The 24299-nt window shown below is 36.8% G+C and carries 22 protein-coding genes and 1 rRNA gene; all 23 read left to right on the top strand.

Translation table 11 applies throughout. The annotated features are described in order from the left end of the window. The first annotated feature begins 59 nt into the window (after nucleotides 1-59). Complete coding sequence (meaB, locus tag BLP68_RS16775; protein ID WP_091546045.1) at nucleotides 60-992, top strand: methylmalonyl Co-A mutase-associated GTPase MeaB; 933 nt, start codon at nucleotides 60-62, stop codon at nucleotides 990-992. A gap of 19 nt (nucleotides 993-1011) precedes the next feature. After that, a complete protein-coding gene (mce, locus tag BLP68_RS16770; RefSeq protein ID WP_091546043.1) occupies nucleotides 1012-1419 on the top strand; it encodes a methylmalonyl-CoA epimerase in 408 nt (135 codons plus the stop codon). 88 nt (nucleotides 1420-1507) lie between these two features. After that, nucleotides 1508-3055, top strand: coding sequence for an acyl-CoA carboxylase subunit beta (locus tag BLP68_RS16765; protein WP_091546041.1), 1548 nt, complete (start codon nucleotides 1508-1510; stop codon nucleotides 3053-3055). 30 nt (nucleotides 3056-3085) lie between these two features. Next, a complete protein-coding gene (locus BLP68_RS16760) occupies nucleotides 3086-3481 on the top strand; it encodes an OadG family protein (RefSeq protein ID WP_091546038.1) in 396 nt (131 codons plus the stop codon). A gap of 56 nt (nucleotides 3482-3537) precedes the next feature. Next, on the top strand, nucleotides 3538-3933 hold the full coding sequence (locus BLP68_RS16755; protein ID WP_091546035.1) for a biotin/lipoyl-containing protein: 396 nt from the start codon (nucleotides 3538-3540) through the stop codon (nucleotides 3931-3933). 39 nt (nucleotides 3934-3972) lie between these two features. After that, on the top strand, nucleotides 3973-5208 hold the full coding sequence (locus BLP68_RS16750; RefSeq protein WP_091546032.1) for a sodium ion-translocating decarboxylase subunit beta: 1236 nt from the start codon (nucleotides 3973-3975) through the stop codon (nucleotides 5206-5208). Between the two features lie 389 nt (nucleotides 5209-5597). Next, nucleotides 5598-6578 (top strand): biotin--[acetyl-CoA-carboxylase] ligase, encoded by a 981-nt coding sequence (locus tag BLP68_RS16745; RefSeq protein WP_091546029.1) that lies wholly within the window; start codon nucleotides 5598-5600, stop codon nucleotides 6576-6578. A 302-nt stretch (nucleotides 6579-6880) separates the two neighbouring features. Continuing rightward, nucleotides 6881-8059: an acetyl-CoA C-acetyltransferase gene (locus tag BLP68_RS16740; protein WP_091546025.1), complete on the top strand. Its 1179-nt coding sequence runs from the start codon at nucleotides 6881-6883 to the stop codon at nucleotides 8057-8059. A 69-nt stretch (nucleotides 8060-8128) separates the two neighbouring features. Continuing rightward, a complete protein-coding gene (locus BLP68_RS16735) occupies nucleotides 8129-9589 on the top strand; it encodes a sigma-54 interaction domain-containing protein (RefSeq protein WP_242877018.1) in 1461 nt (486 codons plus the stop codon). Between the two features lie 269 nt (nucleotides 9590-9858). Further along, nucleotides 9859-11412: an acyl CoA:acetate/3-ketoacid CoA transferase gene (locus BLP68_RS16730; RefSeq protein WP_278278243.1), complete on the top strand. Its 1554-nt coding sequence runs from the start codon at nucleotides 9859-9861 to the stop codon at nucleotides 11410-11412. A gap of 18 nt (nucleotides 11413-11430) precedes the next feature. Further along, on the top strand, nucleotides 11431-12732 hold the full coding sequence (locus BLP68_RS16725) for a GntP family permease (RefSeq protein ID WP_091546022.1): 1302 nt from the start codon (nucleotides 11431-11433) through the stop codon (nucleotides 12730-12732). A 65-nt stretch (nucleotides 12733-12797) separates the two neighbouring features. Next, nucleotides 12798-13538 (top strand): 3-oxoacyl-[acyl-carrier-protein] reductase, encoded by a 741-nt coding sequence (gene fabG / locus BLP68_RS16720; RefSeq protein WP_091546020.1) that lies wholly within the window; start codon nucleotides 12798-12800, stop codon nucleotides 13536-13538. 334 nt (nucleotides 13539-13872) lie between these two features. Further along, on the top strand, nucleotides 13873-14289 hold the full coding sequence (locus tag BLP68_RS16715; protein ID WP_091546018.1) for a MaoC family dehydratase: 417 nt from the start codon (nucleotides 13873-13875) through the stop codon (nucleotides 14287-14289). A gap of 28 nt (nucleotides 14290-14317) precedes the next feature. Then, on the top strand, nucleotides 14318-15457 hold the full coding sequence (locus tag BLP68_RS16710; protein ID WP_091546016.1) for an acyl-CoA dehydrogenase: 1140 nt from the start codon (nucleotides 14318-14320) through the stop codon (nucleotides 15455-15457). A gap of 13 nt (nucleotides 15458-15470) precedes the next feature. Beyond that, nucleotides 15471-16253 (top strand): electron transfer flavoprotein subunit beta/FixA family protein, encoded by a 783-nt coding sequence (locus BLP68_RS16705; RefSeq protein ID WP_091546013.1) that lies wholly within the window; start codon nucleotides 15471-15473, stop codon nucleotides 16251-16253. A 15-nt stretch (nucleotides 16254-16268) separates the two neighbouring features. Beyond that, nucleotides 16269-17273, top strand: coding sequence for an electron transfer flavoprotein subunit alpha/FixB family protein (locus BLP68_RS16700; RefSeq protein ID WP_091546010.1), 1005 nt, complete (start codon nucleotides 16269-16271; stop codon nucleotides 17271-17273). Between the two features lie 503 nt (nucleotides 17274-17776). After that, complete coding sequence (locus BLP68_RS16695; protein WP_242877017.1) at nucleotides 17777-18295, top strand: ECF transporter S component; 519 nt, start codon at nucleotides 17777-17779, stop codon at nucleotides 18293-18295. A 26-nt stretch (nucleotides 18296-18321) separates the two neighbouring features. After that, nucleotides 18322-19122: a type III pantothenate kinase gene (locus BLP68_RS16690; RefSeq protein WP_091546007.1), complete on the top strand. Its 801-nt coding sequence runs from the start codon at nucleotides 18322-18324 to the stop codon at nucleotides 19120-19122. 258 nt (nucleotides 19123-19380) lie between these two features. Then, nucleotides 19381-20346, top strand: coding sequence for a tRNA dihydrouridine synthase DusB (gene dusB / locus BLP68_RS16685; protein ID WP_091546004.1), 966 nt, complete (start codon nucleotides 19381-19383; stop codon nucleotides 20344-20346). Nucleotides 20347-20432: 86 nt separating this feature from the next. After that, nucleotides 20433-21356, top strand: a complete 924-nt coding sequence (locus BLP68_RS16680; protein WP_091546001.1) for a quinate 5-dehydrogenase — start codon at nucleotides 20433-20435, stop codon at nucleotides 21354-21356. A gap of 276 nt (nucleotides 21357-21632) precedes the next feature. Next, the gene (greA, locus tag BLP68_RS16675; protein WP_091545999.1) at nucleotides 21633-22109 is read left to right on the top strand and encodes a transcription elongation factor GreA; all 477 of its coding nucleotides are present in this window, start codon (nucleotides 21633-21635) and stop codon (nucleotides 22107-22109) included. Between the two features lie 12 nt (nucleotides 22110-22121). Beyond that, nucleotides 22122-23600 (top strand): lysine--tRNA ligase, encoded by a 1479-nt coding sequence (gene lysS, locus BLP68_RS16670; protein ID WP_091545997.1) that lies wholly within the window; start codon nucleotides 22122-22124, stop codon nucleotides 23598-23600. Nucleotides 23601-24082: 482 nt separating this feature from the next. Further along, a 16S ribosomal RNA gene (locus BLP68_RS16665) occupies nucleotides 24083-24299 on the top strand; the annotation flags it as partial.

Here is a 24299-nt window from a genome sequence, read left to right as displayed (position 1 = left end):
ATGGGGAACAAAGAGAATGCTCTTTTTCCCTATCTAAATGATTGACAGGTGGTGGAGCAATGAACCTAGCTGAAGGACTTATGAATAAAGATAAGAGAGCAGCTGCAAGATTAATTACTATGATAGAAAGCAATGATTCCGAAGCAATAAGTATACTCTCGATGCTTTATAAACATACTGGGAGAGCTCATGTAATTGGAATAACAGGACCTCCTGGAGCAGGTAAAAGCACCCTAACTGATAAGCTTGCAAAGGAGATTCGGAAAAATGGGAAGACTGTAGGAATTATAGCGGTTGATCCCACCAGCCCCTTTACAGGAGGTTCTATATTAGGGGACAGGGTTAGAATGACAGATTTGTATACTGATTCTGGAGTATTTATTCGCAGTATGGGAACCCGTGGTCACTTAGGGGGGCTTTCTAAAGCAACCTTAGGGGCTGTAAAGGTATTGGATATTTACGGCTTCGATTACATATTCATAGAAACAGTTGGAGTTGGTCAATCAGAGGTAGATATTGTTAAGGCTGCAGACACTGTACTAATGGTAATGGTGCCGGGACTAGGAGACGATATACAGGCCATCAAGGCTGGGATTATGGAAATTGGAGATTTGTTTGCCATTAATAAATCAGATAGGGAGGGAGCAGATCGCACTAAGGTTGAAATTGAGATGATGTTAGATTTTAATCATAGCGACTGGAGGCCTCCGGTATTACAGGTGGTGGCTACAGAAAATAAAGGTGTAGATCAGCTGTTAGAGATGCTCCATAAACACCGTAGCTATCTAGAAAACTCAGGGATGTTAATAAAAAAGAGAAGAAAAAATAGTGAAACTGAAATAATAGATTTAATTCAAAATAGTTTAATGAAGCGAGTTATAGGGGATGGAAATCAGCTAGAGATACATAAAATGGCTGAAGCGGTTGCTCTTCGTCAGCTGGATCCCTATACAGCCAGTGATAAATTGATAAAGAAAATGATAAATTTATAAATAAGGAGGCAGGTTTACGATGGAAGTTAAAAAGCTAGATCATATTGGAATAGCTGTTAAAAATCTAGATGAAGCTTTAAAATTCTATCAAGAAATTCTTGGTTTAGAATGTGCTGGTACAGAAGTAGTAGAAGAACAGAAGGTAAGAGTAGCTTTCCTACCTGTTGGAGATACTGAGGTGGAATTACTTGAATCAACAGATGAGGAAGGGCCTATAGCTAAATTTATTGAGAAAAAGGGTGAAGGGATTCAACACCTTGCCTTCAGAGTTGATAATATTGAAAAGGCTATTGAAGAAATGAAGGAAAAGGGCATGAGGATGATCGATGAGAAACCTCGATATGGTGCAGGTGGAGCTAAAATAGCTTTTTGCCATCCCAAAAGCACTAATGGAATACTGGTAGAACTAAGCGAAAGAGAGGACTAATTCTCTTTGACTGATAGGTTTTTCCTTCAGTCTAGCCAATAAAATATAAGATGAGTACTTTAGTATTTTTACATTAGGAGGGTTAAGCATGACCATAAACAAATTGGAAGATCTTCGCCAGCGGAAAGAAAAGATACTGTTGGGTGGTGGAGAAAAAAGAATTGCCAGTCAACATGAAAAGGGTAAATTAACAGCAAGAGAAAGAATTAGTCTTTTATTCGACGAAGGGACCTTCGTTGAGCTAGATGCATTTATTAAACATCGTTGTGTAAATTTTGGTATGGAAAAAGTAGACGCTCCAGGAGAAGGAGTTGTTACTGGATACGGACAGGTTGATGGACGATTAGTTTATGCATACGCTCAAGATTTCACAGTAGTTGGTGGATCTTTGGGGGAAATGCACGCTAAAAAGATTTGCAAGGTTCAAGACATGGCTTTAAAGATGGGTGCGCCTATTATTGGGTTAAATGACTCTGGCGGAGCTAGAATTCAAGAAGGCGTAGATGCTTTATCAGGCTATGGACATATATTCTATCGTAATACAATTTCTTCAGGGGTAATACCTCAGATAACTGCCATTATGGGACCATGTGCAGGTGGCGCAGTTTACTCTCCTGCATTAACTGATTTTATATTTATGGTGGATAAAACTAGCCAAATGTTTATAACAGGACCTCAGGTTATTAAAACGGTTACAGGTGAAGAGGTAAGTGCCGAAGAACTGGGGGGAGCAATGACCCATAATAAAATCAGTGGTGTTGCTCATTTTGTATCTGCAAATGATGAGGCGTGTATTGCAGAAATAAGAAGACTAATAAGCTTCCTGCCATCAAACAATATGGAAACCTCACCAATCTTTGAAACTGACGATGATATTAATAAGATTCTACCTGAGCTAGATGAAATAGTACCTGAAAATCCAAATAAGCCCTATGATATGAAAAATATCATTCAACATATTGCCGATGATGGAGATTTCATGGAAGTGCAACAATACTATGCACAAAATATGATAACAGGTTATATTAGAATAAATGGACAAACAGTAGGAGTAATTGCAAACCAACCAAAAGTATTGGCAGGCTGCTTAGATATTAATGCTTCTGATAAAGCTGGTAGATTCATTAGAACCTGTGACTGCTTCAACATACCAGTATTAAATATCGTGGATGTTCCAGGCTTCCTACCCGGGACTACCCAAGAATATGGTGGAATCATTAGACATGGAGCAAAGATGCTATATGCCTACAGTGAAGCAACAGTGCCAAAAATTACATTGATTGTACGAAAGGCATACGGTGGAGCATATATAGGCATGTGTAATAAAGAACTAGGCTCTGACATAGTATTAGCTTGGCCAACTGCCGAAATTGCAGTAATGGGCCCCGAAGGGGCAGCTAATATCATATTCAAAAATGACATTAGTAATTCCGATGATCCACAGACTACAAGGGCAGAGAAAATAGCAGATTACAAATCAGAATTTGCTACACCATATAAAGCAGCAGAAAGAGGCTTTGTAGATGATGTAATTGAACCATCTTCAACAAGACCAAGACTTGTAGATGCCTTAAATATGCTGGCCAGCAAGCAGGAAACAAGACCTCCTAAAAAGCATGGTAACGTGCCACTATAGGCTAAGAAACTATAAAGAGGTGATAATTAAATGAATGTTCTAGAAAAATTAAGCAATGGTGTAGATAATATGACCTTGGGGGAAAAACTATTAGCCAGCCTTCAAGTGACTTTACTGGGAGTATTTATCGTTTTCATTGCACTAATGATGCTATATTTCATCATTAGAATAATGGATAAGCTAGTGAATAAGCCAGTTAAAGCTAAGCAGCAGACACAAGCAATAGAAACACAACCAGTGGTAGTGGAAACTATTGAAGAAGATACTATAGATGATACAGAGCTGGTTGCAGTTATAACAGCAGCAGTAGCGGCTAGTCTACAAACCTCTACCCATAACATAGTAGTTAGAAATATTGTTCGGACAAATGATGTAACACCTGCATGGGGAAAGCTAGGTAGAATGCAACAGCTAAATAATATATAAGCCATAAGATCATTATTATTAAAACATCGAAAAGCGATATAAGGAGGAAAATAATCATGAAAAAGTTTAATATAACTGTAAATGGAGTTAGCTACGAAGTAGAGGTAGAAGAAATTAAAGATGGTGCTTCACCAGCCCCAAGACCAGCAGTAACTTCAGCTCCTGCTCCGGTGGCAAAACCAGCAGCAAAACCAGCAGCAAAGCCTGCTCCAAAATCAGCAGCAGCTGCACCAGCTGGAGCTACAAATGTAGACTCTCCAATGCCGGGGAATATATGGAAGGTATTGGTTAAAGAAGGTGAAGAGGTTCAAGAAGGACAAGTATTGATTATTTTAGAGGCAATGAAAATGGAAAATGAAATTGTGGCTCCTTCAGCTGGAGTAGTGGCTACAATTCATGTGTCGGAAGGTGCATCGGTAAATGGAGGAGATATTTTAGTATCACTAAAATAATAGTCCCCATATAAAATCAATTGAAAGGAGATGCACAAGATGTTTGAAGTGTTGATGGAATTTTGGGGAAATACAGGCTATGCAAATCTTACTTGGCAGCACCTAGTAATGCTAACAATTTCCTGTATATTACTCTATCTTGCTATTGGCAAGAAGTTCGAACCACTATTATTAGTTCCAATTGCATTTGGAATGCTACTAACAAATTTACCCTTTTCAGGATTAATGGATATAGGAGACATAGTAATCAAGGCCTTAAGCCCAGAAACAGCCGGAGCTACAGCAGAAATGCTTAAAAATCCAACTACACAAATGCTGGTGGATGGAATACCAGCACAAGTATATACAGAAACCCCAGGTGGGCTATTAAACTATTTTTATATGGGCAATAAACTAGGAATCTTCCCACCACTGATATTTTTAGGGGTAGGAGCCATGACAGACTTTGGACCACTAATAGCAAATCCTAAGAGCCTATTCCTAGGAGCCGCAGCACAATTTGGAATCTTTTTTACCTTCACAGGAGCAATACTTATGGGATTTAATGCCCAAGAAGCATCATCAATAGGAATTATTGGAGGAGCAGATGGACCAACAGCCATATTCCTAACATCAAGATTAGCACCCCATCTATTGGGACCAATAGCTGTGGCAGCATACTCATATATGGCACTGGTGCCTATTATACAGCCACCAATTATGAAGGCATTAACCTCAAAGCAAGAACGTATGATAAAGATGGAGCAGCTAAGACCAGTTTCAAAAGAAGAGAAAATAATCTTCCCAATACTAGTTACTATAGTGGTATCTTTATTATTACCATCAGCAACAGCCTTAGTTGGTTTATTGATGTTTGGTAATCTTCTTAAGGAATCGTTAGTAACAGATCGACTATCAAAGACAGCTCAAAACGAATTAATTAATATAGTAACCATACTACTTGGAGTAAGTGTTGGAGCAACAGCCAAAGCAGAGCACTTCTTAAAGCTTGAAACAATACAAATAATTGTACTGGGAGTAATTGCCTTTGCCGTTGGTACAGCAACAGGAGTAATTCTAGCAAAAATTATGAACAAGCTGATGGGAGGCAATGCAATTAACCCATTAATAGGATCAGCTGGGGTATCTGCAGTACCTATGGCAGCGAGGGTTTCCCAAACAGTTGGACAAAAAGAAAACCCAAGCAACTTCCTTCTTATGCATGCAATGGGGCCAAATGTTGCAGGTGTAATTGGATCAGCCGTTGCAGCGGGAGTATTATTATCACTATTTTAAGCTGGTAGTATATACGAGAACAAAATTATAAATAGATTAGAGTCCCGAAGGGTAGACCCATGATAGTCTACCCTTTGGGGCTTTTGTATTAAGAATCACGATGTAATTATGAGGTTTTAACCTCAACACAGGTTGTAGACAAAGTCATCAAAATGCAGACTGATGAAAAAGCCACAGATTCGAGGCGCAAGAAAACCTAGCGACTGCAGCGTATACGTAATACGTAAGGGTGCTGGGTTTTAGAAGCAACGAGGAAGATGGGGGTTTTTCATCAGTCTGTTATGAGGTTTTAACCTCATCACTTAATATAATATTGTTCATTCTGTAAAAAATAGGATAAAATATAATTAGCTAAAGAAATATATTCCTTATCATAAGGAGATGATGAATTGAAAAATAAAATTTTACAGGAATTAATTAGTCAGCAAGGAGCATATATATCTGGTGAATCATTAGCAGAAAAATGCAATGTATCTCGAACTGCAATTTGGAAACAGATAAATGCCCTGAAAAAGGATGGATATATCATAGAAACAGCCAATCGAAGGGGTTATCTACTAAAAGAAAATGACGATATGCTTCTTCCAGCAGAAATTCAAGCTAATCTTAATACATCTGAAATTGGTAAAAAGATTATTCATTTCCAAAGTATAGACTCAACCAATACTTATGCCAAAGAAATTGCTGAAAAAATGCCGTCCGGTACAATAATTGTCAGTGAAGAGCAGTTGGGTGGCAAAGGGAGAATGGGAAAAGACTGGACATCTCCTAAAGGTGAAGGAATATGGATGTCAGTAATTTTAAAGCCTCATATTCCACCTGAAGAGGGAAGTAAACTAACACAAATTGCTGCAGCAGCCGTATGTGAAGGCATAAGAAGCATTACAGGTCTTAATGCTTTAATAAAATGGCCAAATGATGTAGTTGTTGGTGGCAGGAAGGTTTGTGGAATACTAACTGAAATGGTAGCTGAAATAAATCAGATCCATTACCTAATAGTAGGCCCTGGTATTAATGTTAATAACAGCAGATTTGATGAATCACTTAGCAATATAGCAACTTCATTGTATTTAGAAAAGGGTGAGAAGATTCATCGTAAAAAGCTCCTATGTGAAATAATAAATAAGTTCGACCAGCTATACAACGATTTTATTACAGAAGGTACTTTAAAGAAATCCATTGATATTTGTCGAATGAACTCTGCATTAATTGGAAGGGAAATAATAATACATCAAGGTGGTAAAAAGATAAAGGCAAAGGCATTAGACATAACAGAGGATGGATTATTAGAGGTGATTTATGAGGATGGAAGTAAATCTAAAATTATATCAGGAGAGGTTTCTATAAGGGGAAAAAACGGATATGTTTAAAGGCAATGAATAATTAATAATGAGTAATGAGTAATGAATAATTAAAACAGTTAAAAACTAAAATGGAAAGTAGAAAACCAATAAAACAGGAAGAGTCAAGAATTAAGAGGGAAGAGCAAAAAAAGAAAAGAGAAAAAAATTTGCCTCTGGTAAATTTCAACAACATTCAGCATTCAACATTTAACATTCAACATTAGTTTTATATTTTAACTCATAACTCTTAATTCTAAACCGTTTACATTCTTTTAAAATGGTATAATTCTTGCAATAATATTTAGTAATAAATAAAAGGAGGAATTCGTATGAAAGAAATAGTTATTACTAGTGCTGTTAGAACCCCAATAGGAAGTTTTGGAGGAGTATTGGCAAACGTTTCGGCTGTTGAGTTGGGGGCAATTGTAATTAAAGAAGCATTAAATCGGAGCGGTGTTAGTCCAGAGCAGGTAGATGAAGTATACATGGGTTGTATTTTACAGGCAGGACTTGGACAGGGTGTTGCAAGACAAGCTTCTATTAAAGCAGGAATTCCTGTTGGAGTCCCAGCTACAACTATTAATATGCTTTGTGGTTCAGGACTAAGAACTGTTTCAATGGCAGCTCAAACCATTATTGCTGGAGATAATGATATTGTAGTTGTGGGAGGAACAGAAAACATGAGCCAAGCTCCCTATATTTTGAAGAAAGCCCGTTGGGGAGTTAAAATGGGACATGATCAAATTATTGATTCCATGGTGCACGATGCATTAACAGATGCCTTCGAGGATTATCATATGGGAATTACTGCAGAAAACCTTGCAGAAAAATATGGAATCACTAAAGAAGAACAGGATCACTTTGCGGTATTAAGTCAAAACAAGGCAGAAAAAGCCATTACTGAAGGCAGATTTAAAGATGAAATTGTATCTGTAGAAATTCCACAGAGAAAGGGAGATCCAATTGTTGTTGATACTGATGAATATCCAAAGGCTGGTGTTACTATAGATAAGCTGGGCAAGATTAGACCAGCCTTTAAAAAAGATGGAACGGTTACAGCGGCAAATGCATCAGGAATCAACGATGGGGCTGCGGCACTGGTAATTATGTCTAGGGAAAAGGCAGATGAACTGGGGATAACCCCCATGGCAACCATCGCATCCTATGCAAATGCAGGTGTTGAGCCTTCAATCATGGGTATTGGACCAGTACCTTCCAGCCAAAAAGCCTTATCAAAGGCAGGATTAACCCTTGAAGATATGGACTTAATTGAAGCAAATGAAGCTTTTGCTGCCCAAGCTCTAGCTGTAAAAAAGGAATTAAATTGGGATTCCGAAAAAGTAAATGTTAATGGTGGAGCCATTGCTTTAGGACATCCAGTTGGGGCCAGTGGAGCAAGAATTCTAGTAACACTCCTTTATGAGATGATGAAGAGGGAATCCACCTACGGATTAGCTACATTATGCATCGGTGGTGGAATGGGTACTGCAGTTATTGTAAAGAGATAGTAAAGAAGGCAGCAAAATACCCTAGGGTGTTTTGCTGCTTTTAAATAGTTCAGTGTTAAAGAAAAGGAGGTGTTTCTCATTTCTTTAGACAAAAAAGCAAAGTATTTTGCCTTTAATCAATTGAATGGCAGTATAGATAGTGGACAGCCTTTTGAAGGAAAGGAATTTTTATTAAATTTATATAAGTATATATTTGACAATGTATATAATTGGGTTGTTGTTGTAGATGACGAGGGTTATATAGTTATGATAAATAGATGCTATTGTCAGTTTATAGGAATATCCCAAGAAGAAGCAATAGGGAAGCATGTTACAGAAGTAATTGAAAATACTAGAATGCATATTGTTGTAAAGACAGGTCATAAAGAAATAGGTGATATACAGAATATTAAAGGAAATCAGATGATAGCAGACAGGATACCAATTTTTCAAAAAGGAAGGATAATTGGTGCTGTAGGAACCGTAATATTTAAAAATTTGGTGGAGCTTGATGTATACGTAAAAAAAATATTAAGAATGGAAAATCAAATTGAATTTTATAAGGAAGAACTTAAGAAGGCACTGGGGGGAGACTACACCTTCAGTAATATTGTTGGCTACAGTGATAAGATAATTAGAGCCAAGGAATTAGCTGGTAAGGTGGCTGCTACAAAATCCAATGTAATGCTTTTAGGAGAGAGCGGAACGGGAAAGGAATTGTTTGCCCATGCTATTCATAACGCCAGCTCAAGGGCTGATTATCCCTTAATAAAAATCAATTGTGGTGCTATTCCTGCAGAATTACTTGAATCTGAGTTATTTGGCTATGAGTCAGGGGCCTTTACTGGTGCTAAGAAAAGTGGAAAGCCTGGAAAATTCGAACTCGCTAATAAAAGCACTATATTTTTAGATGAAATTGGAGATTTACCCTATAACATGCAGGTCAAAATACTAAGGGTTATCCAAGAAAGAGAAGTTGAAAGAATAGGTGGAATTAAGAGCTATAAGATAGATGTTAGAATAATAGCAGCAACCAATAGAGATCTTGCTGAAATGGTTATGAAAAAGCAATTTAGAGAGGATTTATATTATAGATTAAATGTAGTAAATATAAGAATACCACCCTTAAGAGAGCGCAAGGATGACATTCGCTTATTAACACAGTATTTAATAAAAAAGCTCTCTAAGGAGATGAACTGTCATGTTACAGAGGTTTCCACCGAAGCCATGAATGCCCTTGTTAGATATAACTGGCCGGGTAATATTAGAGAATTAGCAAATGTTATTGAAAGAGCCCTTAATTTTATTGAAAAAGAGGCAACAATTATGGTAGAGCATTTACCTTATCATATTAGGGGAGAAATTAGGGATAAAGGCAGTAATTATTATCAGGAAGGAAGCTTAAAGGAAATTATTGAGGAAGTAGAAAAAAAAGCAATAAAGAATGCCTTGAAGGAAACAGAAAATAATAAGTATAAGACTGCAAGGAAATTGGGAATAAGTCGAACAAGTCTCTACGAAAAAATGAAGAAGTATGGACTGGAAGTGTAAATAAAATGAACAGTGAACAATTACTGAACACTTTAGAAAATAATCATTACTAATAAAGCATAGGCACTGTTATTTCAGAATAGTCAAAAAAATAACAGCGGCAAATCTATTTGTTTAGAACAATAATGTTCATAATCTGAACGTTATCCTTAAAAACCATCCTCCTTTTCATTGTAAATTAGGATAATATATTGGAATCTAGCCATTGGTGAAGTTGGCATAAGGGTTGCAATATATATTATCAATATTTATGAGAGGAGGATTTTATTTTGGCACCTAAGTTTATGACTGCAGATGAAGCAGTAAAATTGATTAAATCAGACAGTACACTGGCAACGGGGGGCTTCGTTGGTAATGCTGTACCTGAGGAACTAGAAATTGCACTAGAAAAAAGATTTACAGAAACAAATGAACCAAAGAACCTGACATTGGTGTACGCAGCCGGGCAAGGTGATGGTAAGGAGCGGGGCTTAAATCATTTAGGCCACGAGGGACTATTGAAAAGAGTAATTGGAGGACACTGGGGGCTAGTTCCTAAAATACAAAAGTTAGCCTTCGAAAATAAAATTGAAGCGTATAATTTTCCTCAAGGTTCAATTTCTCATCTTTTTAGAGATATTGCAGCTAAAAAACCAGGTACCATCACAAAGGTAGGGCTAAAGACCTTTGTCGATCCAAGGATCGATGGTGGAAAGCTGAATAAGAAGACAAAAGAAGACCTGGTTGAACTAATTGAAGTATTAGGAAAAGAGTATTTAATTTATAAGTCATTTGCCATCGATTTTGCTCTAATTAGAGGAACCTATGCAGATGAAAATGGAAACGTAACCATGGAAAAGGAGGCAGGCTCCCTAGAAGTATTATCTATCGCTCAAGCATGTAAAAATTCTGGAGGCAAGGTGATTGTCCAAGTTGAAAAGATAGTTAAAACCGGGACATTAGATCCAAAGCTTGTGAAAATTCCTGGCATATATGTTGATACAATTGTTGAGGCTCAGGATATGAATAACCACATGCAAACCTTTGCAGAAGCATATAATTCCAGCTATACTGGTGCAACAAAAGTCCCCATGGATTCAGTTAAACCAATGAAATTGGATGAGAGGAAGGTAATAGCCAGACGAGCAGCTATGGAATTAGTACCAAGCGCAATAGTAAATTTAGGTATTGGTATGCCAGAGGGCGTTGCAATCGTAGCCAATGAAGAAGGAATTGGGAATGAAATGGTGTTAACCGTCGAGCCTGGTCCAATTGGTGGTATTCCAGCAGGTGGTTTAAGCTTTGGAGCTGCCATTAATCCAGAAGCAATTATTGATCAGCCCTATCAATTTGACTTCTATGATGGAGGTGGCTTAGATGTAGCCTTCTTAGGATTAGCAGAATGTGACAGAGTTGGAAATATAAACGTAAGCAAATTTGGACCTAAAATAGCAGGTGCTGGTGGATTTATTAATATCACTCAAAATGCAAAAAAAGTTATATTCTGCGGCACCTTTACAGCAGGTGGCTTAAATATTGCTATTGAAGCTGGTCAGCTTAAAATCAATCAAGAAGGAAAAGTTAAAAAGTTTATTAAACAGGTGGAGCATATTACCTTCAGTGGAGATTATGCAAATGAAACAGAACAAACAGTAATCTATATTACAGAAAGAGCAGTATTTAAATTGGAAAATGGTGGAATTGTGTTGATAGAAATTGCGCCTGGAGTAGATTTGAAAAAAGACATCTTGAATCAAATGGAATTCCAACCAGCAATCAGCCCAGAACTCAAGGTAATGGACACGAGAATTTTTAAACCTGAAAAAATAGGATTAACAATTTAAAGAGTGGAGGGAGAATAAATGTTAGGAATTATTATTGGATTAGTACTATTAATGTATTTGGCTTACCGAGGAATGTCTATTATTTGGGTGGCTCCAATTGCAGCCCTGGTGGTTGCATTCTCAGGAGGACTAGAGCTTTTGCCAGCCTATACAGGAACCTATATGGCTGGGCTTGTAGGATTTGCACAAGCATGGTTTCCTGCATTCCTACTGGGGGCTATATTTGGTAAGGTTATGGACGAATCTGGGGCAGCACGTTCTGTGGCCTATTGGATTACTAAATTAATTGGTACAAAGTTCGCCATTGCAGCTGTGGTTGCAGCATGTGCCATATTAACCTATGGTGGTGTATCGTTATTTGTAGTAGTTTTTGCTATATATCCTTTAGCTGTTGCCCTTTATAGAGAAGCAAATATCTCCAGAAAATTAATTCCAGGTGCCATTGCTTTAGGTTCTTTTACCTTTACAATGACAGCCTTACCAGGAACACCACAAATTCAAAACTTAATTCCAATGCAATATTTCGGTACCACACCAGCTGCTGCTCCTATCATGGGCATTGCCGCAGCAATTGTAATGTGTGGTGGGGGATTGGCTTGGCTAACATACAGACAGAAAAAATTAACCGTTGCAGGGGATGTATTTACTGAGCCAGATACTAAAGTAAGTGAAGTTGATGTAGCTACATTACCAAACCCACTTTTATCATCAATACCATTATTCCTAGTTATTATTATCTTAAATGTTTTCACTAAAGAATTGCCAGCAGCACAACAGGTAATACCACCTTTAGTAGTAGGTATTTTTGCTGCAATACTAATAAATATAAAAAGATTACCTAAATTAATCGAGACGATAAATGCAGGAGCAGCCGGATCAGTATTAGCTATTATCAATACAAGTGCTGCCGTAGGATTTGGAGCTGTCGTTAGGGCAGTACCAGGCTTCGAAACCTTAACAGAGATGGTGCTTGGGATTAAGGGTAATCCCCTTATATCAGAAGCCGTTGCTGTAAATATCCTTGCAGGAGCAACAGGCTCAGCATCTGGCGGTCTGGGGATTGCATTAGCAGCATTAGGGGACAAATATGTTGAGTTAGCTGCTACAGCAAATATACCCCTTGAAGCGTTTCACCGTGTTGCATCCTTATCCAGTGGAGGCTTAGATACATTACCTCATAACGGTGCAGTATTAACACTATTGGCAGTTTGTGCAATGACCCACAAGGATTCCTACAAAGACATCTTTATGGTTGGTACAGCAATACCTATAGTGTCAGTTATAGTTGCAATTATCTTTGCAAGCATAGGTCTTGTATAGAATATGTTAACGAATTTATTAAAAAACTTAACCAAGATAGGTAAAATTTTTTAGGAGGGAAAACTATGAAATTAAAAGACAAAGTTGTTATTGTTACTGGGGCAGCTCGAGGAATTGGAAAGGCAACTGCAATTAAGTTTGCTCAAGAGGGTGCAAAGGTGGTTGTTGCAAATATCAGATTAGAATCAATGGATGAAGTTGTAGCAGAAATTAAAGAAATAGGTGGAGAGGTTTTAGCCTATGATGTAAACGTGGTCAACCGTGACCAAATTCAAGTAATGGTGGATGATATTATAAGTAAATGGGGTAGAATTGATGTATTAGTTAACAACGCTGGTATTACAGCAGATAATCAGCTATTAAAAATGCCAGAAGAAGATTTTGATAAGGTTATTGCCGTAAATCTAAAAGGGGTCTACAATTGCACACAAATCGTGTCTGCTGTAATGGCTGAAAAGGGCAGAGGTGTTATCCTTAATGCATCTTCAGTTGTTGGAGTATATGGAAATTTTGGTCAAACCAACTATGCTGCAACAAAATTTGGTGTAATAGGTATGACTAAGACGTGGGCAAAGGAATTAGGCAGAAAAGGAATACGTGTTAACGCAGTAGCCCCCGGATTTATCTTAACACCGATGACAGAAAAAATGCCTGAAAAGGTGCTGGAATTAATGAAGGATAAATCCCCCATTAGATTACTGGGTATGCCAGAGGATATTGCAAATGCCTATGCATTTTTAGCATCAGATGAAGCAAAATTCATTACAGGAACAGTTCTGAGTGTAGATGGAGGAGTAGTATTATAGAGAAAAGCACTGTAAAGTATTTGGACAGTGTATATATTTCAGACATAAACCCATATGTCGCTTAATTAGAAGGATAAACCACAGTAAACTGTTCAAAAAATGTACAGATTACTGTGGTTTATATAAGCCTTTAAAAGTTAAAATATTAACATAAAAATCCTTTTACCTTTTAATATCTTTATAATATTTAATAAATAGTATTAGAAAATGGCGAGTTTGGAGTCGTTCAGATTAGGACATGAAAAAATTAATGTTAAAAAAATATCAAATAAAAGGATTTTGGTATAGAACTTGCGAATTAATAAGATGTATGTCATCGATAGGAGGATTTTATATGAAGGGGAAAACCATAAAGGATTTAAAAATTGGCGATACTGCAATGTTTCAAAAAACCTTATCAGAAACAGATGTTTATTTATATGCAGGAATAACTGGTGATTTTAATCCCGCCCATATTAATGCAAGCTATAGTAAGGACAGTATCTTCAAAGACAGAATAGTCCATGGCATGCTGACGGCTGGACTAATATCAACAGTATTGGGCACACAACTACCAGGTCCAGGAACTATATACTTAAGTCAGGAGCTAAAGTTTACTGCTCCAGTCAGGTTTTTAGATACCATCACTGCAGAGGTTGAGGTGATAGAGATAATAGAAGAAAAGAACCGCATTAAGCTAAGTACCACTTGTCGAAATCAAAGAAATGAAATGGTTCTCTCGGGGATAGCAACAGTTATACCCCCAAAATAAAAAATGAATGAGCATAGGAGGTTACAGAATGAATTTTAATCTATTAAAGGAGCATCAGATGCTAATAAAGCTCTATGAAGAATTTACAGAAAAGGAAGTAAAGCCATGGGCAGAAGAAATTGATGAAACAGAAACCTTTCCTGTAAATACATTAGAAAAACTAAAAAGATATGGATTTATGGGTATTCCTTTTCCAAAGAAGTACGGTGGAGCTGGAGGGGATATTTTATCCTATATTCTGGCAGTAGAAACTTTATCTAAAGCATGCGCAACTACTGGAGTAGTTGTATCTGCCCACACTTCCCTTTGTGGAGCACCTATTTTTGAATTTGGTTCAGAGGAGCAGAAGTTAAAATATTTAGTTCCCTTGGCAAGTGGAGAAAAACTAGGAGCCTTTGCTCTAACAGAAGCCAATGCAGGAACTGATGCTGCAGCGCAGCAAACCGTTGCAGTAAAAGATGGAGATAACTATATTATTAATGGGTCAAAAATATTCATTACCAATGCTGGGATAGCTGATATATACGTTATTATGGCAATGACAGATAAAAGCCAAGGAACAAGAGGCATTTCAGCCTTCATAGTTGAAGCTGACACACCTGGATTCACAATTGGCAAGAAGGAAGCAAAAATGGGAATACGAGGCTCATCCACCTGTGAATTAATATTTGAAAACTGTATAATTCCAAAAGAGAATCTTATTGGCAAGGAAGGTAAAGGATTCTCAATTGCCATGAAAACCCTTGATGGAGGTAGAATTGGAATTGCAGCCCAAGCCTTAGGAATAGCCCAAGGAGCATTGGATGAAACGGTCAATTATGTTAAAGAAAGAAGACAGTTTGGAAAGCCCTTGTCATATTTCCAGAATACACAGTTCCAATTGGCAGAAATGAAAACAAAAATTGAAGCAGCCCGTATGTTGGTTTATAAGGCTGCCTACCTAAAGGAAAGCAATCTACCCTATGCAAACGAAGCTGCAATGGCTAAGCTATATGCTTCTGAAACAGCTATGGAGGTTACAACAAAGGCAGTGCAGCTACATGGTGGCTATGGTTATACAAGGGAGTATCCAGTTGAAAGAATGATGAGGGATGCAAAAATTACAGAAATATACGAAGGAACATCTGAAGTGCAAAAAATGGTAATAGCAGCTAATCTGTTGAAATAAGGGGGATATCTATATGAAAATTATTGTTTGCATTAAACAGGTGCCAGACACCACGGAGGTTCGATTAGACCCTAAAACTGGAACTCTGATTCGTGAAGGAGTACCAAGTATAATAAATCCAGACGATAAAAGTGGTTTAGAGGCAGCTTTAAGATTAAAGGATGAAATTAACGCTGAAGTTACAGTCTTAACAATGGGGCCACCCCAAGCAGATGCAGCTCTACGGGAAGCACTGGCAATGGGAGCAGATCATGCTATACTATTAACTGATCGAGCCTTCGCTGGATCTGACACATGGGCAACCTCCTGCACCTTGGCGGCTGCTATACAAAAACTAGAGTATGATTTAATAATTGCTGGAAGACAGGCGATTGATGGCGATACAGCTCAGGTGGGTCCACAAATTGCAGAGCATTTGAATCTACCTCAGGTATCCTATGTAGAAGACTTGAAACGGGATGGAGACGCTCTTATCTTAAAGAGAGTTTTCGAGGATGGATATCACCTTATAAGGGTAAAAACTCCTTGCTTAATTACAACCCTAAAGGAAATGAATGAAGCTAGATATATGAGTGTTGGTGGAGTATTGGATGCCTATAGAGAAAAGGAAATAGAAGTATGGAGCCTAAAGGATATAGAGGTTGATCATGGGAACTTAGGACTTACAGGTTCACCAACAAAGGTAAAGAAATCCTTTACTAAGGGTGCTAAGACAGCTGGTAAGCTTTATGATGTAGACTCAAAGGAAGCTGCAAAAATAATAATTGATAAATTAAGAGAAAAATACATTATATGATAGGAGGAATCCCTGTTGAATAATTTAATAAATAAAGGTGTATGGGTATTTATTGAACAGAGAGAAGGGGAGGTTCAAAAAGTATCACTAGAGCTTCTAGGAAAAGGACGACAATTGGCAGACCAATTAAGTACTAAGCTTACAGCACTCTTAATGGGAGAAAATGTAGCTCAAGCTGCTCAGGAGTTAATATATCGTGGTGCAGATGAAGTTATTGTAGTAGAAGATTCTCTATTGAATGTTTATATAACAGAGCCCTATACAAAGGTGATGTCTTGTTTAATTGAGGAAAGAAGGCCAGAGATTATTCTAATTGGGGCAACGGCCATTGGAAGAGATCTTGCACCAAGGGTATCTGCTAGGGTTCATACAGGTCTAACTGCCGACTGTACTTCTCTAGAAATAGAAGACGAAACACAAAACCTACTTATGACAAGGCCGGCCTTTGGGGGAAATATAATGGCAACAATTATATGCCCAGATTTTCGTCCTCAAATGTCTACTGTAAGACCAGGAGTAATGGTTGAGCTGGATATAGATACAACAAGAAAAGGAGAAATAATAAATATAAAACCATCCCTAGTAAAAGAAGATATAAATGTTGAAATACTTGAGATTGTAAAGGAAAAGAAGCAAAAAGTTAAAATAGAAGAGGCAAACGTCTTGATTTCTGGTGGTAGAGGGTTGGGGAAAATCGATGGATTTGAAATTCTTAACCAATTGGCATCAGAACTGGGAGGTATGGTGTCTGGCTCTAGAGCTGTAGTAGATGCAGGCTGGATTGATAGAGATTATCAAGTAGGACAAACCGGTAAAACAGTACGTCCTAATCTATATTTTGCTTGTGGTATATCAGGGGCTATTCAACATGTTGCAGGTATGGAAGAATCAGAATTAATTATTGCCATCAATAAAAATACTGAAGCACCTATTTTTGAGGTGGCTGATGTTGGAATAGTTGGTGATGTGCATAAGGTAATACCCGCTTTAATTGAGGAACTTAAGTCCTTAAAGAAATAATAATAATCCACCCGCCCTCAATGAATATTGAGGGCTGAGGTTGTTGAAAAAGTCAACAATATCCAGACTGATGAAAAAGTCACAGATTCGAGGCGCAAGAAAACCTAGCGACCGCAGCGTATACGTAATACGTAAGGGTGCTGGGTTTTTGCAGCAACGAAGAAGATGGGGGTTTTTCATCAGTCTGCGCCCTCAATGAATATTGAGGGCTATTCTAATTAAATGTTTTTTAAAAGCAATAAATAGTAAATATGGCATGAAAATTGCTGCTATTAAGTAGTTAATTAAAAAAGCATACATCAAGAAACTATGTCAGCTATTGTGAAGGGATGCTAAATATTGACATATGTTAGTCAATATAATTAATATAATAGTTGCATAACACAAAATAAACTGTTAAAATGATTACGGAAAATAGCTGGCATCAATTTGAGTCAGACAATATTACTTTTTTAAAAAAAAATAAGTCCGGCATCTTAATGAGCTGGAACGGAGGTGTTTTTGTGGAAAAGAGAATTTCAACAAAAAAGTTAGCAATTGCTGGTATGTTAAGTGCATTATCTGTTGTTCTTAGTGTAACACCATTTTTGGGTTACATCCCTCTTCCATTTTTAGCAGGCTTGAGTGCGACAACAATGCATATTCCGGTAATTATCGCAGCGATTTTAGCAGGTCCAGAGATAGGCATATTTGTTGGTCTCATATTTGGAATAACCAGTTTTATAAGGGCTACTCCTGCCTTTATGGCTGACCCATTTGTGTCTATACTGCCAAGATTATTTATAGGGTTAACCACCTATTGGACATTTCGTATTACAAAAAGCACAGTAGCAGCAGCAATTGTAGGAACAGCAACCAATACAATTGGAGTGCTATCAATGGTTTACCTACTTGGATATTTACCTTTTTCTGTGGTGATAGGAGTTGCAGCAGTTAATGGAACCGCTGAGATGGTTGTTTCAGCAATTATTGTTTATACTATAGTTAAACTATTAAATAAATCTCAGATTAATAAAAAATAATATACAGATGATAAGAAGGTGTAAAAATGATCTTAGTCTTTGACGTAGGAAATACCAATATTGTTATTGGTGTATATAAGGGTACGGAATTGATCGATTCTTGGAGAATTGCCACTGATAAAGATAAAACATCAGATGAATATGGTATAATGATTCATTATCTATTTCAGCTTAGCAACCTAGACATGAAATCAATAAAGGATGTTATTATTTCGTCAGTAGTTCCTAATATCATGTATTCCCTGGAACATGCAATTAGAAAATTATTTAATGTAGCACCGCTAGTTGTAGGACCAGGTATAAAGACAGGAATGAATATTAAAATCGATAATCCAAAACAGGTGGGTGCAGATAGAATTGTAAACGCAGTGGCAGCATATGAAAAATATAGCGGGCCCTTAATCATTGTTGATTTTGGAACAGCAACGACTTTTTGTGCCATCTCCCAAAAAGGAGACTACTTAGGAGGAACTATTGCTCCAGGAATAAAAATTTCCAGTGATGCATTGTTTCAACGGGCAGCAAAGCTTCCCAGAGTAGAGCTTATTAAACCAGGAAAAGTTATATGTAAAAATACAAACAATAGTATTCAATCTGGAGTAATCTACGGTTATGTTGGATTGGTGGAATACATCGTTAGAAAAATGATTCAAGAGCTTGGGGGAGAAGATGTAAAGGTAGTAGCTACTGGTGGGCTTGCCAGTCTTATTGCTAGCGAAACAAACTATATTCACATAATAGATAAATTACTTACTCTCGATGGACTTAGAATTATTTATGATAGAAATAAAGAAGAAAGAATAAAATACATAGATGGTCAGGAGTAATTGAGGCATCAGACTGTAGAAAATTCCCCATCTTTCTTTGTTAATGTAAAACCCAGCACCCTTACGTATTACTTATACGCTGCCTCCGCTGGGTTTTCTTGTGCAACCAAGCGAAAAATCTTCTGTTGTCTGGATACTTTTCCAAACACCCTTAGGTAATGAAGTAGTATCAACTATAGAATTTAACAGAGACTATGATAAAATATAATATAAAACAAATAATAAGAGTCATAATTGAATCATTGATGAGGTGGCAAAATGAAAATAGGACAAGCATTACTAGAAAGCAATATATTTTTAGCTCCTATGGCGGGGGTGACTGACCTTCCCTTTAGGTTAATCTGTAAAGATTTGGGCTGTGGAATGGTATATACAGAAATGGTAAGCTCTAGGGGACTCTATTATGGAGATTTAAAAACTGAAGACCTATTACATATTGAAGATAAAGAAAAGCCTGTAGCGATACAAATATTTGGGTCTGAGCCGGATATTATGGCTAAAGCAGCCTATAGCTTAAATGATAGAGAAAATCTTATTTTAGATATAAATATGGGATGCCCTACACCTAAAATTGTTAAAAACGGAGATGGTAGCGCTTTAATGAAAAATCCTAATCTAGCGGGTGAAATTGTAAAGCGAGTTGTAGAAGAATCAATCAAGCCAGTCACTGTTAAAATCCGTAAGGGGTGGGATGACAATAGTGTAAATGCAGTAGAAATGGCTAAAATTTTAGAGGCAAATGGTGCTACAGCAATAGCAGTACATGGTAGAACAAGAGAACAATATTATAGTGGAAAAGCTGATTGGGATATTATAAAGAAAGTAAAAGAAGCAGTTAAAATACCTGTGATAGGTAATGGAGATGTTTTTAGTGTTGAAGATGCAATAAGACTATTTGATTATAGTGGATGCGATGGCATAATGATAGGTCGTGGTGCTCAAGGGAATCCTTGGATATTTGAGAGAATAAACCATTATTTAAATACAGGCAAAGTATTACCTGAAGCTACACTACAACAACATATCGATGTAGCCCTTAAGCATATGAGACTTGTGGTAGAAATAAAGGGTGAATATGTAGGCATCAGAGAAATGAGAAAGCATATAGCTTGGTATATGAAAGGCTTTAAAAATAGTGCTCAATTGAGGAATGCTGTAAATCATATAGATAGCTGTCAGCTGATGGAGGCTACACTTTTAGATTATTTACATAAGCTTCCATAAAAATAATAACCTTTAAACCCTCGGTATAGGTAAAATAAATAGGTCAATAATAGAGTTAATAATCTATGCCTTTGGGAGGAAAGAAGATGAGAAGAATAGTTGGTGTAAGTATTGGTAGCTCTAAAAGAAACCACTATACAGAGATAGAGCTTCTGGGTGAAAAATTTGTTATAGAGAGACTTGGCACCGATGGGAGTTTGAGTAAGGCTGTTTCTTTAATAGAAAAATTAGACGGAAAGGTAGATGCCTTTGGTATGGGTGGAATTGACCTGTATCTCTGGGCAGGGAAGAACAGGTATATAATAAAAGATGCATGCAAATTGAAAAATGCTGCAAAAAAAACACCTATAGTTGATGGATCAGGGCTAAAGGATACATTAGAAAGAAAAGTCATACAATATCTTAGTATTAATGGTATTGTAAGCTTTAACAATTCAAAGATATTGATACCATCGGCTATGGACAGGTTTGGAATGGCAGAGACAATCGTGGAAAATGGAGGAGAAATTATAGTAGGAGACTTAATATTTTCTTTAGGCATTAATATACCACTATATTCATTAAGTGCCTTGCAGAAAATTGCCCATGTAATAGCACCAATTGCTTGTCAATTACCCTTCAATTTGCTATATCCAACTGGTGAAAAGCAAAATCACTCTAAAGTTAATAAAATAAGCCAGTATTATGATAAGGTTGATATAATTGCTGGAGACTTTCATTATATAAAAAGATATATGCCTCAAAGGTTAAATGGAAAAACAATAATAACTAATACAGTCACAGAGGAAGATGCGGTAGAGCTAAAATCAAAGGGAGCAGAGCTTTTAGTTACAACTACTCCTAAGCTAGAGGGTAGGTCCTTTGGTACAAATGTTATGGAGGCATTATTGTTGGTCCTATTAAAAACCATGGGTCGTAGTTATTCTATTGATAACTATAAAGAGATATTGGAAGAAATAAATTTGCAGCCTAGAATAGAGGCTTTAAACTCTGAACATAGAACAATTTAGCAAACCTTACGAAGGATTATAGTAATTATTTGACTTGACATTTTATTTAGCCTATCTTATAATATCTACAATATATTGGGATGGTAAGCACTGCCAGAATCAGTGCTTCTTATGTTGTATAAGCAGTTTTAGGATAAATTTCCATATGAATATGAGAATAAAAAAATTACAAGCACATATATTATCTAACATCATACATATATATAACATATCATTTAAGAATCAATTTTAAATAGTATTATTAATTAAAATAGGGCGAAGGAGAGGGTCAAAGCTATGGATAAAGAAGTTGTTTTAACCGCAAATGGTTTAAAAAAGATTGAAGATGAACTAGAACAATTAAAAACTGTTAGAAGAAAGGAAGTAGCAGAAAGAATTAAACAAGCTATTGCTTTCGGGGATATCAGTGAAAACTCTGAATATGATGAGGCAAAGAACGAACAAGCACAAGTTGAGGAACGAATTGCTAAACTGGAAACAATGTTGAAAAAAGCTAGAGTAATTGATGAAGATGACATATCAACCGATGTTGTAAGTATTGGTTCTATAGTAGAAGTAAAAGATATTGAATTCGATGAAGAAGTTGAATATATGATAGTTGGATCAGCAGAAGCAGATCCTTATGAATTAAGAATATCTAATGAATCTCCAGTTGGTAAGGCGTTATTAGGAAAGAAAGTAGGAGACGTTGTAGAAGTACAAATCCCAGATGGAACAACCCAGTATAAGATTCTTGAAATAAAAAGGCAGTAGGGGGAATTATTGATGACTAATGAAGAGCAAAATTTGAATGAACTCTTGATAATTAGGAGGGAAAAACTTAAGCATCTTCAGGACATAGGGAAGGATCCCTTTAAAGTTGAGAAAGTCCACGTAACCCACTTAAGTAAAGAAATAATTGATAACTTTGATAGCTTGGAGGGTAAAAGTGTTACTATTGCGGGGCGACTAATGGCAAAGCGTGGTCACGGAAAAGCAAGCTTTGTTAATGTACAAGATAATGAAGGTCGAATTCAATCATATGTTAGAGAAGACCGTATAGGTACTGAGGATTATGAATTGTTTGTAGCCTATGATATTGGAGATATAGTTGAAATAAATGGAGAAGTATTTAAAACAAATAAGGGAGAAATCTCTATAAAGGCAACAACAGTACGTCTCCTTTCTAAATCCCTTCAAATACTTCCAGAAAAATGGCATGGATTAAAGGATCAAGACCTTCGATATAGACAAAGATACGTTGACTTGATTGTTAATCCTGAGGTAAAGGAAACCTTTCTAAAAAGAAACAAAATAATTAAAGCTGTTAGGGAATTCTTAGATGATAAAGGATACCTAGAGGTAGAAACTCCTATTTTAACAACTATTGCTGGTGGTGCTGCAGCAAGACCATTTATCACCCATCATAACACCTTAGACCTTGATATGCAGCTTAGAATAGCCAACGAGCTATATCTTAAAAGATTGATTGTTGGGGGCTTTGATAAGGTATATGAAATGGGTAAAATGTTCAGGAATGAGGGCATTTCAATAAAACATAATCCCGAATTTACTAATATGGAATTATATGCTGCATACAATGACTATCATGACATGATGGAAATTACAGAGAATCTTGTTGCCTACTGTGCAGAAAAGGTACATGGCACAACAGTAATAAATTATCAAGGTGTTGAAATTGATTTTAAGCCACCTTGGAAAAGAGCATCCATGCATGATTTAGTTGAAGAGAAGACAGGAATAAACTTCTATGAAGTGGCTACAGATGAGGAAGCAAGAAAAATTGCTAAAGAAAAGCTACACTTAGATGTGGAAAATCGTATGACAAGAGGTCATTTGGTGGCCTTAGCCTTTGAGGAATTTTGTGAAAAGGACTTAATTCAACCAACCTTTGTTTTACATCACCCAGTGGAAATATCACCATTAGCTAAAAGGAACCCAGATAATCCTCTAATAACTAATCGATTTGAAGCTTTTGCAAATACATGGGAAATAGCCAATGCATTCTCTGAGTTAAATGACCCAATAGATCAGAAGGAACGCTTTGAGGAACAACTACGCCAGAAGGAAGCGGGTGATGATGAAGCGCATCCAATGGATCTAGATTTCGTTAATGCATTAGAGGTAGGGCTACCACCTACAGGAGGATTAGGAATAGGGATAGATAGAATGATTATGCTACTTACTGATTCACCATCTATTAGAGATATTATATTATTCCCAACTATGAAGCCTATAGAATAATCAATACTAGAGCCATAATAATGATATGCTCCCCTTGTGGTAGACAGTTTAAATAATAAAACTGCTTACTATAAGGAGGAGCATATTTTTATGGGACGAAAAAGTAAATTTTCAGTTATATTAGGATAATATAAGGTAGTAAAAGAAATAATATATTTGAGTTGCTGATAAATGGAAAATAATACATAGGCATAAGCCTTTGACAATCAATTTGATATGTGATATATTAGTTTTTGTCGCCGAAACAGTAGGCGAATAATTAACTGGTTTATCAAATGTGGATTGAGTAATAGTAGAATAAACTGGAAGATATAATAAGTGAAAAACTGTTGACAAAAGATATGCAAAATGTTATAGTATTTAAGTCGCCACTTGATGGCGAATAGGGTGTAAGCCCTAAAAATAGGTCTTTGAAAACTAAACAGTATAGATATTAAGCCAGCAAAAAAAACACATCTTTTAAAAAGATGTACCCAGAAATTTTGATTAAGAGTTTGATCCTGGCTCAGGATGAACGCTGGCGGCGTGCCTAACACATGCAAGTCGAGCGGAGTTTATTAAAGGAAGTTTTCGGATGGAATTTAATAAACTTAGCGGCGGACGGGTGAGTAACGCGTGGGCAACCTACCCTGTACAGAGGGACAACAACGGGAAACCGTTGCTAATACCTCATAAAACCCTAAAGGGGCATCCCTTATG

It is taken from the genome of Alkaliphilus peptidifermentans DSM 18978, from assembly GCF_900101495.1.
Lineage (GTDB): Bacteria > Bacillota > Clostridia > Peptostreptococcales > Natronincolaceae > Alkaliphilus_C > Alkaliphilus_C peptidifermentans.
The sequence above is the reverse complement of the archived record's forward strand: the minus strand, read 5'-3'. Positions and strand labels throughout refer to the sequence as shown.